At 67.3% G+C, this 17167-nt stretch carries 10 protein-coding genes; 2 read left to right on the top strand and 8 right to left on the bottom strand.

Annotation, left to right across the window (positions count from 1 at the left end; translation table 11 throughout):
- Positions 1-79: 79 nt before the first annotated feature.
- Positions 80-5353, bottom strand: a complete 5274-nt coding sequence (locus AC1DR6_RS18640) for an alpha-2-macroglobulin family protein (protein ID WP_476830754.1) — start codon at positions 5351-5353, stop codon at positions 80-82.
- A 229-nt stretch (positions 5354-5582) separates the two neighbouring features.
- Here AC1DR6_RS18640 and AC1DR6_RS18635 point away from each other — a divergent pair, with 229 nt between their 5' ends.
- A complete protein-coding gene (locus AC1DR6_RS18635; protein WP_476830753.1) occupies positions 5583-7040 on the top strand; it encodes a S1 family peptidase in 1458 nt (485 codons plus the stop codon).
- 7 nt (positions 7041-7047) lie between these two features.
- Here AC1DR6_RS18635 and AC1DR6_RS18630 read toward each other — a convergent pair whose 3' ends face one another.
- The 4 genes from AC1DR6_RS18630 to AC1DR6_RS18615 all read right to left on the bottom strand — a co-directional run bounded on the left by AC1DR6_RS18630 (position 7048) and on the right by AC1DR6_RS18615 (position 11498).
- Complete coding sequence (locus AC1DR6_RS18630; RefSeq protein WP_476830752.1) at positions 7048-7797, bottom strand: enoyl-CoA hydratase-related protein; 750 nt, start codon at positions 7795-7797, stop codon at positions 7048-7050.
- 119 nt (positions 7798-7916) lie between these two features.
- Complete coding sequence (locus tag AC1DR6_RS18625) at positions 7917-8600, bottom strand: nitroreductase (protein WP_476830751.1); 684 nt, start codon at positions 8598-8600, stop codon at positions 7917-7919.
- A gap of 28 nt (positions 8601-8628) precedes the next feature.
- Positions 8629-9606 carry a sensor histidine kinase gene (locus AC1DR6_RS18620; protein ID WP_476830750.1) on the bottom strand — a complete coding sequence of 326 codons (978 nt, stop codon included), beginning with the start codon at positions 9604-9606 and terminating at the stop codon, positions 8629-8631.
- 191 nt (positions 9607-9797) lie between these two features.
- Positions 9798-11498 carry a lysine--tRNA ligase gene (locus tag AC1DR6_RS18615; RefSeq protein ID WP_476830749.1) on the bottom strand — a complete coding sequence of 567 codons (1701 nt, stop codon included), beginning with the start codon at positions 11496-11498 and terminating at the stop codon, positions 9798-9800.
- A gap of 323 nt (positions 11499-11821) precedes the next feature.
- On the opposite strand from AC1DR6_RS18615, the gene AC1DR6_RS18610 reads away from it, so the two are divergent.
- Positions 11822-12973, top strand: a complete 1152-nt coding sequence (locus AC1DR6_RS18610) for an amidohydrolase (protein ID WP_476830748.1) — start codon at positions 11822-11824, stop codon at positions 12971-12973.
- Between the two features lie 173 nt (positions 12974-13146).
- Here AC1DR6_RS18610 and AC1DR6_RS18605 read toward each other — a convergent pair whose 3' ends face one another.
- The 3 genes from AC1DR6_RS18605 to uxaC all read right to left on the bottom strand — a co-directional run bounded on the left by AC1DR6_RS18605 (position 13147) and on the right by uxaC (position 17098).
- On the bottom strand, positions 13147-13977 hold the full coding sequence (locus tag AC1DR6_RS18605; protein ID WP_476830747.1) for a transporter substrate-binding domain-containing protein: 831 nt from the start codon (positions 13975-13977) through the stop codon (positions 13147-13149).
- Between the two features lie 212 nt (positions 13978-14189).
- Positions 14190-15698 (bottom strand): mannitol dehydrogenase family protein, encoded by a 1509-nt coding sequence (locus AC1DR6_RS18600; RefSeq protein ID WP_476830746.1) that lies wholly within the window; start codon positions 15696-15698, stop codon positions 14190-14192.
- Positions 15695-17098 (bottom strand): glucuronate isomerase, encoded by a 1404-nt coding sequence (gene uxaC, locus AC1DR6_RS18595; protein ID WP_476830745.1) that lies wholly within the window; start codon positions 17096-17098, stop codon positions 15695-15697. Before uxaC ends, AC1DR6_RS18600 begins: the two co-directional genes overlap by 4 nt.
- Positions 17099-17167: the final 69 nt, after the last annotated feature.

The raw sequence follows: 17167 nt of genomic DNA, 5'->3' as shown, positions 1-17167 counted from the left end.
AGCGAGGGCGGTGTTCAAGACGTGGATGCTCGGCACAAGGCCGAGCATGACGGGGAACAAACCCTGACCCATGTGAACCTCACCGCGCCGAGCTGATCTCCACCGTGCCAAAGCCTGTCCGGCCGAAACGGTCTGGCCGGTACATGTCCTCGATCACGGCGGCGGGCGAGACGTAACGTCCGGGCGAGACGGCCCGCGCGATATAGGCGACGGTGTAGGCCGGCTTTTCAGTCTTGGCGCCGGTGCGCTCGAAGGCAGCGACATAGCGATCGTCGCGGGCTTCGGTGTGAACCGGGGAGACCTCCTGCTTCAGCCAGTCGAGCCCTGCGGTCGAGGCGCCTTCGGTCAGGTTGGCGTTCTCGATTTCCAGCCCGGCCGGCACGGGGTCGACCAGCAGCAGCCGACCGAAGCGTGGGGCAGGCTCCGTCACCGTCAGCGCCACGACATAGCGCTCGTTCTGGCGCAGGCGGGCGGGATCGGCCCGCTCCCCCTTCATCGTGTAGATCACGCGTTCAAGCCCGAAGCCCTGGTTCAGCGCCGGCTCCGGCGTGGTGGGGATGCCGGCGACGGTGATGACGGCTTGGGCGTTGGCGCTGCCGGGATTGGCGATGGTCAGTGGCTTGGCCTCCAGCGCTTCGGCACTCAGCGTACGGTAGAGCGCGCCCTTGCGGGCTGCGCCGTCGACGGTCAGCGTCATGCCGTCGGCTTCCTTGGCCATGGCTTGCGCCGCCAGCACCATCCACATCTGCTCCTGAGTCGAGGTGTAATTGTAGCGGGCGCTGTTGCGGGTGGCGTCGAGCAGCGAGACGGCGCGGGAGATGTCGGCCCGCTCGCCATTGGACTCCGCGATCAGCGCCAGCACGCCGGCGCCGTCGCGCAGGCGGGAGCCGTAATCGGGGCGCGAGAGACCGTCATCGCTCGCCTGCTGCAACAGGCCGAGCGCGCTGCCGAAGGCGGCGCGGCCGCGCGTGCGGTCGCCCAGTGCCGAGAGCGCAGCGCCGATCTGGGCGCGGGCGAGGGGCGTCCCGAAATCGCCGAGCTTGTTGTCGGCGAGGTAGCGCAGATCGCCCATCACCGGCCGGCCGTTGCGAGCCAGCACATAGAGCGCATAGGCAATGCCGGCCGCCTCCTCCTTGTTGATGTCGCCGGTGTTGACGACCTGGTTGCGCAACCGGTCCAGCGCCATGTTGAACGCGATAGGCGGCACAGCGAACTGCTTTTCGCGGGCCCGCGTCAGGAAGTCGGCGACGAAGGCATCGAGCCAGAGGTCGTCTCCGCCGACGCTCCACAGCCCGAACGAGCCGTTGCCGCCTTGGCGGGCCAGCACACGCTCGATCGCGTTCTGCACGCGCTCATCGGCCTTGTCGTCGAGCGCGAGGCTTTCCATCGAGGCCAGCTGGTTCACCGCCAGCAGCGGCAGCGCGCGCGAGACAGTCTGCTCGGTGCAGCCATAAGGGTAGCGGTCGAGAGCCTTGAGCAGGGCCGGCACGTCGAGCGAGCCGAAGGGCGACACCGAAACCGAGACCTGCCCCGAGCCCGGTACGAGATCGGCCAACAGATCGGCCGAAACGGTGACGGCGCCGCCATTGCCGAGGATCGAGCGGACGATGCGGCGCGCCAGCGTCGCGGCCGAGGGCTTCACCTGAACTGCGAGGTTCTGGAGCGTGCCGATTCCGTTCGGCCCTGACACGCGCACGTCGAATTCGGCGCGGCCGAGGCCGGCTGCGGTGACCGGGATCGTCATCTGCGTCTTCGCGCCGGCGGCCATCTGCACCGTGCGGCGCGTCGCGTCGGCCGCGACCAGCACCGGCCCCTTCACGTCGAGATCGACGGTGTAGGCGCCGGCCGGCCCCTCGACGTTGTCGACCTGAAGGAAGAAGCGCGACTGGTCGCCGATGGCGAGGAAGCGTGGCAGTGTTGCCTGCGCCACCACCTGATCGCGGACGATCACGTCCGCGCTGGCCTGACCGGTGCGCCCGGCCGACCAGGCGACGCCCATGACGCGCACCGTACCGTTGAAGGCCGGCAGCTCGAAATCGACCTTGGCCGTGCCGTCAGGCCCCACTTTGACCACGCCGGAATAGCGGGCAAGCGGCTCCTGCGTCGGCTTTTCACCGTCGAGCTGCGGGGCGGCGTCGCCGCCGCTGCGGATCGTACCGCGCACGCCCTGCATGCCGTCGATCAGATAGCCGTAGAGATCACGCAGATCATGTCCGAGCTGGCGCTGGCCAAAGAAGAACGTGCTTGGATCGGGACTTTCATAGCGGGTCAGGTTGAGGATGCCGACATCGACGGCGGCCACCGTGACATAGGCCTCCTCGCCAGATTTCAGCCCGGTGAGCTTCACCGGCAGGGAGAGCGTGGTCAGCGGGCGGACCAGCTTGGGCGCGCCGAGATCGACGCTCAGCGTGCGCTGTTCCTTGCCGATCTGGAACCAGGACAGGCCGATGGCGCGGCCGGGCAGCCGCTTGGCGGCGGTGTCCATCGGCCGATGCGCGAGCACGACGAGATAGGCGCTGGCGCCCCATTCCGCCTTCACCGGAATGGAAGCGGTGGTGCCTCCTTCAGCGATGTCGATGGTGCGCAGATCGGCGACCTTGTCGGTGATGACCGCGAGCGTCGCCTTGCCGGTGAAACGCGGCGAGAGGCGGACCTGCAGGCTCTCGCCATCGGCGTAAGCTGCCTTGTCCAGCGCGACATCGAGCACGTCCGGGGTGTCGGCCGTCTTGTCGCTCTCGTAGCCGATGCTGAAGGAGATCGCGGTCGCGGCCTCGTCAGTGCCGTCCGAGGTCACGTCGAGGCGGTAGTTACCCCATTCGACGGGCGCGGCGATCTTGGCCGGCTCCGTCGCGGACACCGCGATTTCGCCGTCCGAGACGCGTCGCGTGGTGCTGACGCCCTCATAGTTCCAGCGGCCGTCCTGGAAGAACCACTGATAGTTGCGGCGCACCTTCGACAGCACCCATTTGACGCCCGGCCGTGCGATGCGCTTCCCGTCGCCGCTCGCCATGATGACGTCGAAACTCGCGGTCTGGCCGTTGCCGAGATCTCCGTCCTTGAACGCCTTGCGCACGCCGATGGCCGCGCTCTTGGGCACGATCGGCACGGTGACGGAGCGCGCGATGGCCCGCCCGCCGGGCTCGCCGACGCGCACGGTCATCTCGACCTCGAGCGGGCGGTTGGTGTCGGCCTGCTGAACCGGGTTGGCGATCGTCGCCTTGCCGGCGGCGTCTGTGGTGGCGCTCTCCTCGAACTCGGTCTGGACGGGGTCGAAGCTCTCGTCGGTGAGGCCGACCTGATAGTCCTTGAACCCCGGAATGGCGCTCTGGCTCGCGGCACGCAGCGTCATCGAACCGGTGACGTCGAGCGCGGAGCCTGGCGCGCCATACAGATAGCGGGCGGCGACGTTCAGCTCCGCCGGCTCGCCGGCCTGGAGCAGCGGCGCCTTCGGCGTCAGTGTCAGCTCCAGCCGCTCGGGCACGTAATCCTCGACAAGGAAGGAGGTCTCGCCGATGGGTTGGCCCTTGGGGTCGGAATAGGCCAGCACGCGCCAGGTGCCGGTCGCTGCACCCGACAGAAGCGGAATCGAGTAGGCGCGTCCGCCCGCGCCCTGGTCCTCGACCTGCCGTCGGCGATATTCGACGCCATCAGGGCGCTTGACCACCAGCGTCAGCGGCAGACCCGTCACGGCCGCACCCTTGGCGTCACGGAGCAGAGTGGTGAGATAGGCGGTCTCGCCGGAGCGATAGACACCGCGCTCGGTATAGAGATAGGCGTCGAGCCCGATAGGCGCGACGCGGCCCTTCACACCGCGATCCGACAGATCGAAGGCGGTCTGCTTCAGATCGAGGAAGCCGTAATCGTCGGCCAGGCCCGCGGTGACGAGGCCCGGCGCATTGCCGCCCTCGCCCTTCGCCAGACCCGCATCGAAGCGGGCATAACCGTTGGCGTCGGTCTTCGCGGTGCCGAGCACCTCGTTGTTCTTCGCGATCAGGCGCAGTTCGGCATTGGCGATGGGCTTGGCGTCGGCCAGCGAGCGGGCGAGCACGTGCACGCCGTCCGGCCCCGAAAACGAGGTCAGGCCGAGATCGGAGACGACGAACCACTGCGTCGCGCGGGTCGAGCCGTCATCGGAGGAATCGCTGTCGTCGCCGGTGGCCGGTGCCGCCGCACCGCCCGAAGGCTTGGCGAACATCACATAGACGCCAGGCTTCAAGGCGCCGACTGCCTCGACCACAGGGAAGGCGGTGACCACGTCCTTGTTGAGCTCGGACTTCACCTCCATCGTGCCGGTCCAGACGCTCTGGCCCTTGTCGGCGGCGATCTGCTTTGCCGACCACGAGCCGAGCTGGCTCAGGAAATCCTCGGAATGGACCGAGTTGATCAGGTTGCGATCGCCGATCCGCATCACTTCAAGATCGAGTCGGCGGGCATTGACGGAGACGACCGGAATGCCCTGCTGGCCGGTGCGCGGCAGCACGTAGTTCTTGCCGGTGAAGCGCACCGAGGGGGTGCGGTCGCGGACATAGATTTCGTAATCCGCCGATTTCAGCAGCGTCTCGTCGGGAATGGCGGAGGGAACGCCCTGGCGGATGACGATCGCATAGCGCTCGCCGTGCTTCAGCCCATCGACGCAGATCTGGCGGTCCTCGGCACTGACGGCGAAGTCGCCCTTTCCACCGGAGATCGCGACATAGGGCGCGAAATCGACGCGGCCGCGCGCCAGCACCTCCGAGAACTCGAAGCACGCGCGAGGGCTGGCCGCATCCGAATCGACCTTGTTGGAGACCAGCCGGAAGCCGCGCTTCTCGCGCAGGGCCTCATAAGTGCCCTGCAGGGAGGCGTTGGCGACGAGATCGAGGCTCAGCCGATAGGTCGTCAGGGCCGGACGCCAAAGCTCGTATTTCTCGAAGGTCTGGGCCAGCACGCCGAGCGAGGCGGCTTCTTCGTTGCGATTCGTCGAGCGCTGATAGGCGAGATAGGCGGCGGCGATGGCCCGCTCGCGCAGTTCATAGCGCTCGCGATAATCGCGCGGCTCGATGCCGGTCGCGGCGCGCGCCATCAGGCGCCAGCCGGCGGCGTTGTTGGGATCGGAGACGATCGCCGCGTTGGCCAGCGGCAGGGCCGAGCGGGCGTCGCCGCGTGCCAGTGCCGTTTCGCCGGTGCGGACAAGATCGGCCGCCGGGCGCGTGCCGGCCGCCACCTCCCGCTTCAGCCGCTCCTCCAGCCTCGTGCCGTCCGCCGCGAGATCGTTGCGGACATAGGCCTTCTGGGCCAAGGCGGGCTCGACGAAGGCGGGAGCGGCCGCGAAAATCAGGCTGAGCGCGAGCAGCAGGCGAGCCAAGGCGGGCATGGTCAATCCTCTCGGCGGCCGGATCAGCCAACAGGCCCGACCGCGACGTCCGCCAGGTAACGGGCGAAAACGGCGGCAGGCTATCACTGCCGGGTTTGTGTGCAAGTCTTGTGGAATTGGGAGTGTTGTGGGGTCGGGAGTGCCGTGGCGTCGGCGCTATCGTCAGGTTGCGGTGCGGCGCGTTCTGACGCTCAATGCGGCAGCTTCGCCCACCGCCGAGGACGAGACCATGCCGCGCTTTCCTGTTCGTCTCACACGCATCGCTCTGGTCCGTGCCGTCGCGCTGACGCTGGCCCTGCTGCCGCCCTCGCTCGGGTTTGCGCAGGTCCCTGCACCGGCGGCGCCCTCCGCCCCCAATCCGCAGATGGCGGCGGCGCAGGCGAGCTTCGAGGCGCTGCCCGAAGCGGAGCGCAAGGCAGTCCAATCGGACCTGATCTGGGCGGGAGGGTTCAGCGGCGCGCCCAGCGGCTCTTTCGGCGCGCTGACGTTCAGGGCGATCAACAGCTTCAAAAGCGGACGCGGACCCGCCGACGGCGTGCTGCCGCCAGCGGAACGGGCAGCGCTGGCGAAGGCCGCGCAGGCCGCACGGGACGCTGCCGGTTTCCGGCTGATCGCCGACGAGAAGACCGGCGCGCGCATCGGCGTGCCGACAAAGCTGTTGCCCAAGCGCGATGTGACCCCGGCGGGCGGCAGCCGCTGGCAGAGCGCGGACGCGACCGTGACGCTGGACACCTCCGCCTCGCCGCCCGGCGACGATCTGCCCGCGTTGTTCGAAAAGGCGATCACCGTCAGCCTCAACAGCCCGCGCAAGATCACCTACAAGCTGCTCAGGCCGGACTTCTTCGTGGTGACGGGCGAGACGCCTACGGGCAAGTTCTACCGCCGGCTCTCGGCAGGGCCACAGGGTTTGCGCGGCTTCTCGATCGGCTACGACAAGGCCCAAGCCGCGACGGTCGACAAGCTCGTCATCGCGATCGCCGGCAGCTTCGAGCCGTTCCCTGCCGGCCCGATGCCGACCTCTGCCCCGGTTGTTGCAAGCGCGCCGCCGATACCGGCCGGCAACGGTGCGCCGGCTCCCGTGACCCAGCCGGCGGCGCGCGCGCCTGGCCGGTCTGGCGTCGCGCTTCTGGTCGGCGACAAGCTTGCCCTCGGCGCGGCCGGTCCGGCTGAGGGCTGCCGAAGCCTGACCATCGGCGGGCGCAATGCGAAGCTGCGCGCAAAGGACGACGCCAGCGATCTTGCCGTGTTCGATCTCGACGGGGCCGGCTCGGCGAGGCCGGTTTTGCTCGGTGGCCCCGCGCAAGCCGGAGCACCGCTGGTTCTTGTGGCATTCGCTGGCGGCCCCGGCCAGCCACAGGCCCAGGCGCTGTCCGGCGAAAGCGCGGAGATGGCGGGTCGACCGGCGGTGCTGGCGCCGCTGCAACCGGGCCAGGCTGGGGCGCCGGTGTTCGACCGCCAGGGCCGGCTCGTCGGCGCCGTGGCCACGGAGCCGACCGGGACGCTCGTTGCCGGCATCACGCCGCAGAAGCGCTATGCGCTGGTGGGCGCCGATGCGATCTCGGCGCTGTTGGCGCGCAACGGCGCAGCTCCGGTAGCACCGAGCCAGCAGCCCGGCCCGGAGCTCACCACCGGCGCGGTGGTGGCGGGCGTGGGGCAGGCCGTCGTTCCGCTCCAGTGCGGACTTTGACCGAGCGCTATTTTTTCAGGAAAGCCGAGAAGGCCGCCATCGCTTCGGGCGAACGCATGCGCTCGCCGAAATGACGGGCCTCGGTCTCGATGGTCTCGGTGACGGTGGCGGTCGCGCCGCGCTTCAGCAGCATCTTGGTCAGCGCGAGCGATTCAGGCGGCAGCGCGGCCAGGGCCTTGGTCTTGGCGAGCGCGTGCTCGAGCGCGGTGCCTTGCGGGACGACCGCGTTGAGGAGACCGGCCTCCGCGGCCGTCGCGGCATCGAAGGCCTCGCCCAGCATCAGCAACTCCGCCGCCTTCTTGGCGCCGGCAACAAGCGGCAGGAGGTGGCTCGATCCACCTTCCGGGGAGAGGCCGAGCGTGACGAAGGGCAGGCGGAAGGTCGCGCCTTGCCCGGCGAAGGCAAGGTCGCAATGCAGCAGCATGGTCGTGCCGATGCCGACGGCGAAGCCTTCCACGGCCGCGACGACCGGCTTCTTCGCGGTTGCGATCGCGTGCAGGAAGTCGATGGCGATGCGCGGACCTTCGCCGGCCATGGCGGCGGCGACGAAATCCTTGATGTCGTTGCCGCTGGTGAAGCAGCCGCCGGCACCCGTCACGAGAATGACGCGAACCGAGGCATCGGCTTCCGCTGCGGCGAAAGCGGCGATCAGCCCTTCATAGCTCGCCCGGTCGAGCGCGTTCTTGCGCTCCGGCCGGTTCATCGTGATCTGCAACACGCCGGCGGCAACGGTTTCGGTGACGACGCTTTCGCTCATGGTCTGTTCCTGACGAGCTTTGGGTTCGGTCCCGACGAGAAAGCGGATGGCATGGCTGTTCGGACTGGGTCAAGCGCGGCAAGGCCTGCTTTTCGTCGGTACGGCCCTGCCGGCGCCGATCAGTCGAGCCAGGTGGTGAAGGCCTCGGCCGGTACGCGCTCGGGCACCAGGCGGTTCGCCGGGGCGTCGGGGTCTCGCTTGCCGAGCGCGATGCCGCAGACGATGATTTCCGGGTCGGGAATGGCGAGTTCGCGGCGCACGATGGTGTGGAACTGGGCGAAAATCGCCTGCGGACAAGAATCGAGACCGTGACCTTGCGCGGCGGTCAGCAGGTTCTGGATGAACATGCCGAGATCGAGCCAGGAACCGATTTCCAGATCGCGGTCGATGGTGAGCATCAGCGCCACCGGCGCATCGAAGAAGCGCAGATTGGCGGCCGTCTGCCGCTTCATGCCCTCGATATCGCCTTTGGCGATGCCAAGCAGGCCGTAAAGATCCCATCCGACCTTGCGGCGCCGCGACAGATAAGGCTCGCGCAAGCGCTCGGGGTAGTAGCGATATTCCTCGGCGCCCGGCCGCTCGCCGTTCTCGACCGCGGCCAGCAGGGCGCTCTCCAGGCGTGCCCGCGTCTCAGGCCCGATGACGCGCACCCGCCAGGGCTGCATATTGGTGCCGCTTGGCGCTTGCGCCGCGAGGTCGAGCAGGCGGTGCAACAAAGCCGTATCGACCGGCTGCGGCAGAAAGGCGCGTACCGCGCGCCGTGTCCGGATGGCGCGCTCGACGGCCTCGATACTGGCGTCCATCGTTTTTCCTCGCTGATGGGAACGCGGCTCAATACGCCGCGAGCAAGGCCGAGACCGGAGCATCGACCGTCACGACCACGCCTTCCGGCCGATAGTCGATCCTGGATTTGCCACCGAGATAACCGGAGAGAGCCTTCTCGATCACCTGCGATCCAAAGCCGCGCCGTGTCGGCATCGCAACGGGCGGCCCGCCGGTTTCGGTCCAGCTCAGGCGAAACCGGTCCCCGTCCGTGCTCCAGCGCATATCGACCGACCCGTCATCGCCCGACAGGGCGCCGTATTTCAGGGCGTTGGTCGCCAGTTCGTGGATGGCCAGCGCCAGCGCCATGGCCGCCCGCGAGGCCAGGCGAACCTCGGGCCCGGCGGTGTGGACGCGTTTCCCCGGCTCGTAAGGCTCCAGGATCGTCGAGGTTAGTTTGCCCAGCGTCGTCTCGCCTTTGGCGGTCACCATCAGCATGTCCTGGGCTTGGCTGAGCGCGCGCATGCGATTGGACAAATGGTCCTTGGTGCCCGCGATATCGTCGCCATGCAGTCGCAGGGTCTGGTTGACCATCGCCTGGACCATCGCGAGCATGTTCTTGATGCGGTGGTTCAGTTCCGCCGCCAGGAGCTGATATTTCTCGCGCTCCTGCTGCAGCTCCGTGATGTCGCGCGAGACCGAGAGGATCGCTTCCGGCTTGCCGTCGGCGCCGAGGATCGGCGAAACCTGCACGTCCCAGTAGCGCGGGTTGCCGATCGCGGTGTCGGCGTCACCCTCGAAGCGGTAGCTTCTCCCGGCCTTGGCTTCGGAGATCGCGAAGGCCGCGTCCCGGTGGCCTTCACGCTGCCAGAAACTTGGCCAAGGGCAGCCCTTCAACGCGTTGAAGTCGCTGATCTCCATCACGCGCATTCCGCCTTCGCTCATGAAGGTGAGATTGCCGTCGAGATCGAGCACCTTGATGCAATCATTCGAGGCGGCGAGAACGCTCTGCATGAAGCGAGCGTCACGCTCGTACTGGCTCGTCACAGGATGTCCTGCCGTAAGGGAATGTTCAGGCCATCGATCTAACGGACGGCGAGGGGAGCCGCAATCGCGTTCGAGCCGGTGCTGTTGTTCCGGTTTCCGTATCTTCCGGTCCTGACAACGTTTCTCCGTCGCAATGGTTCGCCCGCGCCCATCTACGGCGCGGGCGATCGGCCGGTAGGTGTCGAGCGGGCTCAGCCTCGCTGCGCGAGAAAGGCGTGTTCTTTCACCAGATCTCCGGCCAGCGCCTTTTCGATCAGCGTGCGGGTATTGGGCAGGCCGTAGATCGCCGCGAAGGAGCCGAAGCGCGGGCCCTGATCCTCGCCGAACATCACCTGATAGATCGCCTTCCACCAATCGCCGGATACGCCGGGCCGCTCGGGCGTGGCGTTCTTGGCGGTGAGGTTCTGGTAGCGGGGAATCGCGCGGGCGACATCGAGCGCGGCGTCCTGCACCATCTCAGGCGTCGCATCCGCGGGCAGCGCGGCAAGCGATGCGTCGAGCTTGGCAAAAGCCTCGCGCTCGGTTTCGTCGGCGTCCCGGTAGCTCTTCGCCGGCTTCACGAAATCGCGGAAATAGGCGATCGCATAGCCGACCAGCGCATCAAGGCGCGGATGGGAGGCGGGCGAAATGCCGGGCGCATAACGCTGCAGGAAGCCCCAGAGGACGGCCTTGTCCTCGGAATTCGCGACGGCGACGAGGTTCATCAGCAGGCCGAAGGTGATCTGTGCCTTCGAGGCGTTCTCGCCTTCGCCCGAGGCGACGATTTCCGGCTGCGGCGGGTGGCCGGCATGGATGTGCCAGACCGGGTTGCCGAGGCGGTTCTTCCAGTCCTGCTTGTCGTAACCCGCAAGAAACTGGAGATATTCGTCGATCGCGCGCGGGATCACATCGAAATGCAGCTTCTTGGCCTCGCGCGGGCGCTGGAACATGTAGAGCGCCAGGCTTTCCGGCGGGCCGTAGGTCAGCCAGTCCTCGATCGTCAGGCCGTTGCCCTTCGACTTCGAGATTTTCTGGCCCTGTTCGTCGAGGAAGAGTTCGTAATTGAAGCCCTCCGGCGGCGTAGCGTCCAGCGCACGCGTGATCTGGGAGGAGACCTTGACGGAATCGATCAGGTCCTTGCCGGCCATCTCATAGTCGACCCCGAGCGCGACCCAGCGCATCGCCCAGTCCGGCTTCCATTGCAGCTTGACGTGGCCGCCGGTGACGGGCGTGACGAAGCGCTCCTTCGTCTGCGGATCGGTCCAGGCGATGGTGCCGCTTTCCGCATCGATCTCGTCGATGGGGACCTGCATGACGATGCGCGTGACCGGGTGGATCGGCAGGAAAGGCGAATAGGTCGCGGCCCGCTCCTCGCGCAGGGTCGGCAGCATAATCTTCATCACCGCGTCGTAGCGGGCGAGCATCTTGAGCAGCGTCGCGTCGAACTCGCCGGCCTTGTAGGCATCGGTCGAGGATTTGAATTCGTAGTCGAAGCCGAAGCCATCGAGGAAGGCGCGAAGCCTCGCATTATTGTGCCGCCCAAAGCTGTCGTGCGTGCCGAACGGGTCCGGCACCTCGGTTAGTGGCTTGCCCAGATTGGCGGCGAGAAGCTCCTTGTTCGGCATATTGTCCGGCACCTTGCGCAGGCCGTCCATATCGTCCGAGAAAGCGACCAGCCGGGTCGGGATCGTGTTGCCGGTCAGCACCTGGAAGGCATGGCGCACCATCGAGGTGCGGACGACCTCGCCGAAAGTGCCTATATGCGGCAGGCCCGAGGGGCCGTAGCCGGTCTCGAAGATGACCTGCTTCTTGCCCGATTTCTCGATCCGCGCCACCAGCTTGCGAGCTTCCTCGAACGGCCAGACGGCCGAGCGCTGGGCGGCTTCCACAAGGGTGGGGTCGAAAGCGGGCATGTCGGGCGGTGTCCTCTCCGGATCAACTGATGGTGGATTGTTCAACAGAATACCGACCGGGGCTTTCGCAGATTGCGAAGGTGGGCGTCAATGCGCTCGTTCTTAAGGCTCGTCATGCTCGGGCTGGGCTCGAGCATCTCATGCCGGAAGAGGCACAACGAGAGAGCCTCATCCTCAGAGAGATTCCCGGGTCTCCGCTTCGCTGCGCCCGAGAATGACGAAAATTGCGCGCTGCCTTCGCATACCGGCGTGCGTCCGCAACGGTTGCCGAACCGGCGGCCCGGTATAGGCTATCCGTAATCATACCCGAAAAGGATCGAGCCTTGGACCGCGACCTGCACGAGAAGCTGACCGGCTGGCGCCATCACCTCCACACGCATCCGGAGCTTGGGCGCCACGAGCAGGCGACAAGCGCCTTCGTGCAGGAGAAGCTGGCTGAGCTGGGCGTGCCGTTCACGGCCGGCATTGGCGGCCATGGCGTTGTCGCGACCTTGACGCGGGGTGGCTCGGAGCGGTCGGTCGGCCTGCGCGCCGATATGGACGCGCTTCCGATCCTAGAGGCCACCGACCTGCCCTACAAATCGGCGACGCCCGGCGTGATGCATGCCTGCGGGCATGACGGGCACACCACCGCGCTGCTCGGTGCCGCCGCCCTGCTGAAGGACGATCCAAGCTGGAGCGGCACCGTGCAGCTGCTGTTCCAGCCGGCGGAGGAGGGGGCGGGCGGCGCCCAGGCGATGCTCGCCGACGGCGTGCTGGAGCGCTTCCCGATGCAGCGCATCTTCGCCCTGCACAACTGGCCGGGGCTGGAAGCGGGCACGATCGCGGTGCATTGCGGGCCGGTGATGTCGGAGCCCGGACGCTTCAAGATCACGCTCAACGGCAAGGCCGGCCACGGCGCGTTGCCGGAGCAGGCGCATGATCCGATCGTGGCGATGGGGCACCTCATCGTGGCGCTGCAGACGATCGTGGCGCGCAATGTCGACCCGATGGAGTCCGCCGTGGTCTCGATCGGACAGGTGCATGGCGGCACGGCCTCCAACCAGATCCCGTCCAGCGTCTTCATCGAGGGCACGTTCCGCACCTTCATGCCGGCGGTGCGGGACCGCGTGCTCGCCCGGATCACGGGCATCGCCGAGCATGTCGCGGCGACCTTCGAGATGACCGCGGACGTCGAGACGACACATGGTGTCGCCACGGTGAACACCCCGGTGGAAGAAGAGATGGCGGCTGCGGCGGGCGAGGCGGCGGGATTGCCGGTGCGGCGCGATCTCAAGGCCAGCACGACAGGCGAGGATTTCGCGTATTTCCTCGAAAAGCTGCCGGGTTGCTACATCTGGATGGGCAATGGCCCGACCGCGCCGAACGGCGAGCTTCACAACAACGGCTACAACTTCAACGATGCGATCCTGCCGGCGGCCTCCGGGTGGCTCGCGGCGGTGGCCAAGCAGGCGCTGGCCGGCAATGCGCCGTGACGCGGTTCACATTGTCATTCCGGGGCTTCGCACAGCGAAGAACCCGGAACCCACGACCGGATGATCTATGGCGACTGGCTGGATGACCCCGTCATGGGTTCCGGGTTCACGCCTGCGGCGCGCCCCGGAATGACAAGAGGTGGTGCAAAGCCATCGTCATCCAGCATTTCCATTCAGTACGGACTGACCGGAAAAAATCGGAGATAGAGCCGGGCATAGCTCCCGTCATCCCAGAGGCTCTGGAGCGCGTAGTCGACGGCGCGCTGCAGGGCGGGATCGTCCTTGCGAAGGATGAAGGCGACGCCTTCGCCGAAATAGGCGCTTTCCAGATAAGGCCCGCCAGCGAAGGCGAGATCGCCGTTGCTGCCGGCCAAGAGCAGCGACAGCGAGACGCCGTCGGCGAAGAGGTATTCCGCCTTACCGCTGCGCAAGGCCGCTATCGCCGCGTTCAGGGTCGCGGCCGGGCGGCGCTGGACGAAGGGCATCAGCTTTTCGAGAAAGGCCTCATGGGCCGAGCCCGCGACGACCGAGACGCGCCGCCCTTGCAACCACTCGGCATCAAGCTCGGGCCTGGCATTGCTGCGCGTGGTCAGGAAGCGCGCGGGATTGCGAAAGTAGAGATGGCTCGCCGCAAAGCGCTGGCGGATGGCCGGCGTCAAGTTCATCGCGCCGGCGACGATTTCGCCCCGGTTCTCGGCCAGCGAATCCAGCAAGGTGTCGAAGCGGCGGGGCTGGATCGTGCAGGTCCAGGCCAGTTTTTCACAGACCGCGCGGGCGAGTTCGACTGAAAACCCGGTCAGGGTTCCGTCTGGCGCCGCGAAGTGGAACGGCGGATAGTCGTCATCGGCGAGAAAGCGGACCACGCGCGGCGGGCCCGGTTCGGGCCGGTCGATCCGGATGCGCGGGTCCCAGAAATTGGGGATGGAGACGCGCGGCGTCTCCTGCGCCACAAGTGCGGAGGAGACCGGCAGCAGGCAAAGGCAAAACACAAGCGCGCGAAGCATCGGGCGCATCTGGCGCTAGACGCGGTGTGGGATCAAGAGGGCGGAGGGACCGGCAACGCACCCCCTCTCCCCCTGCGGGAGAGGGTTGGGGTGAGGGGTCGCACCGCCGTGGATCAGGGTTCTTCCAACAGCTGCTTCCAGAATAGAAGGGTTGCGCGACCCCTCATCCGTCAGCGCTTCGCGCTGCCACCTTCTCCCGCAGGGGGAGAAGGTCAGGACCCGCGCGCCCTCGAACCTGTTAACGGCGCGACTTCAGCCAGGCTCGCGGATGTCGCCTTGGCGCCCTTGTCGAACAAGTTCGCAAGGTGGCTCGCCACCGGCTTGGTAAACCGCGCCTCGCGCGGCAGGTCGGTCCCGAAGATCGCCTCGATGTCGAGCAGGCTCTCGCTCAGTACCTGCGGATTGCGGCCGGCAGCCTCGGTACGGCGCTTGAACTCGCCCGCCAGCGGATCGCGCACGTCGATGGCAGCGCCTTTTTCGTCCGTGCCGGCGACATAGCGCATCCAGGCTGCGACACCGAGGGCGAGGTGGTCGATCGGAGCGCCGGCCTTCAGCCGCTCGCGGATGGTGCCGAGCAGGCGCTGCGGCAGCTTCTGCGAGCCGTCCATGGCGATCTGCCAGGTGCGGTGACGGATTGCCGGGTTCTGGAAGCGGACGAGCAGAGCCTTCGCATAGTCGCCGAGCACGACACCTTGCGGGGCCGGTACGGTCGGGATGATCTCGGCCCAGAGCCCTTCGAGGAAGCGGGCGAGAACCGGGTCGCCGCTGGCTTCGGCCACCGTCTCATGCCCCGCGAGGTAGCCGAGATAGGCCAGCGAGGAGTGCGCGCCGTTCAGCATGCGCAGCTTCATGAATTCGAAGGGCGCCACCTCCGACACCATCTGCGCGCCGACCTCGTGCCAATCCGGGCGGCCATCGACAAAGACATCCTCGATCGCCCATTGCCGGAAGGGCTCGCCGATCACCGGCGCGGCGTCGTCCAGCCCGGTCAGGCGCGCGACTTCGGCGATGTCGGCCTCGGTCGTGGCCGGCACGATGCGGTCGACCATCGTCGCCGGAAAGGCGCCGTTGGCTTCGATCCAGGCGGCGAGCGTGTCGTCCTGCAAGGCCGCGAAGTCGCGCACGAGCCCGCGCAAGACCTGGCCATTGGAGGGAAGGTTGTCACAGCACAACGCGGTAAACGGGCCACGGCCCTCCGTGCGGCGCGCCCGCAGGGCCGCGACGAGGATGCCCACGGCGGAACGAGGAGCGTCGGGATGTTCGAGGTCGTGCAGGATATCGGGGTGATCGGCCTTGAGCTTGCCTGTCGCGGGATCGTGGCAATAGCCCTTTTCCGTCACGGTCAGCGAGGCGATGCGGGTGCCGACCGAGGCCAGCTTCGCGATCAGCGCGGCCGGGTCTTCCGGCGCCACCAACACGTCGAGCACCGAGCCGATGACGCGCAGTTCCGGGCCGGCCGGCGCGAGCTTCTGCAGCGTGTAAAGCCCGTCCTGTGGCTTCAGCTTGTCGCGCTGGTCGGGTCGCTGGAGGCTGGCGCCGACGATGCCCCAGGCGCCGAAACGCGTTTCCAGCGCATCTTCCGTATACTCGGCGAGGTGGCCGCGCGCGAAGGCGCCGAGGCCGAGATGGACGATGCCGGGCGTGAGAGCCGAGCGGTCATAGGCCGGCCGGCGGACGCCCGCCGCGAGCTGCCCGAGCGTGGCGTTGGAAAGGCGCGTCACAGCTTGTAGGCCTCCTTGGCGAGGCGATAGGCGAGGTCGTGCGCCACTTCGGCCGCTTCGTCCTCCTCCAGCCGGTGCTCGGCGACGAGTTTCGCGAGATAGGTGCAGTCGATGCGCCGGGCGACGTCATGTCGGGCGGGGATCGAGAGATAGGCGCGGGTGTCGTCGTTGAAGCCGACGGTGTTGTAGAAGCCGGCCGTCTCGGTCGTCAGTTCGCGGTAGCGCAGCATGGCTTCCGGCGCGTCGAGGAACCACCAGCCTGGCCCAAGCTTCAGCGCCGGGTAATGCCCGGCGAGCGGGGCGAGCTCGCGCGAATAGCTGGTCTCGTCCAGCGTGAAGGCGATGACGGTGAGGTTCGGTTCGTTGCCGACCGCGTCGAGCAGGGGCTTCAGCGCCTCGACATAGCTCGTCTCGGTTGGAATATCCGCGCCCATGTCGCGGCCGAACTGCTCGAACAGCACGGGATTGTGGTTGCGGTAGGAGCCGGGGTGGATCTGGAGCACGAGCCCGTCATCCAGGCTCATCTTGGCCATCTCGGTCAGCATCTGGCCGCGGAACAGGTCGGCATCCTTGGGCGAGACCTTGCCCTTCAGGATCCGGGCGTAAAGCTTTTCGGCCTCGGCGTCGGAGAGGTTGGCGGTGCGGGCGGTGGCGTGGCCGTGGTCGGAGGAGGTTGCGCCGCGCTGCTTGAAATAGGCCCGGCGCTTGCGGTGCGCCTCGAGATAGCCGGTCCAGGAACCGATATCCTCGCCGGTCAGCTCGCCGAGCTTGTCGAGGTTATCGGAGAAGCCCTCGAACTCCGGATCGACGACGCCGTCCGGCCGATAGGCGGTGACGACCTTGCCGGTCCAGCCGGAGTCGCGAACCATGTCGTGGTAGCGCAGATCGTCAAGCGCGCCTTCGGTCGTGCTGATCGCCTCGATGTTGAAGCGCTCGAACAGCGCGCGGGGCCTGAGCTCCGGCTCTTCCAGTTTCGAGGCGATCTTGTCGTAGATGCGGTCGGCGGATTCGGCTGAGAGACGCTCGTTGACGCCGAAAATGGTCGAGGCAGCATGCTCGAACCAGAGCCGCGTCGGCGTGCCCCGGAACAGGTGCCAGTGGCTGGCGAACAGCTTCCAGATCGCGCGCGGGTCGGTCTCGACCGGGCCGCCATCCTTCCTGCCGATGCCGAGCTGTTCCAGCCGGATGCCCTGCGAATAGAGCATGCGGAAGATGTAGTGGTCCGGCTTCACAAACAGCGTCGCCGGATCGGGGAAGGCCTCGTTCTCGGCGTACCAGCGCGGATCGGTATGGCCATGCGGCGAAATGATCGGCAGGTCGCGGACCGTCGCGAAAAGCCGGCGCGCGATGCCGCGCGTCACAGGATCGGCAGGAAAAAGGCGATCGTCGTTGAGCAGCATGGGCATCTCCCGTCGGGCTGCCGGTTTTTAGGCCTGTGCCGGGCAGGGGTCAATTCCCTGGTATACTAG

The sequence above is a fragment of the Allobosea sp. P5_A5 genome, from assembly GCF_056400625.1.
Note: the sequence above shows the minus strand (reverse complement) of the source record. Positions and strands in the feature narration are given on the sequence as shown.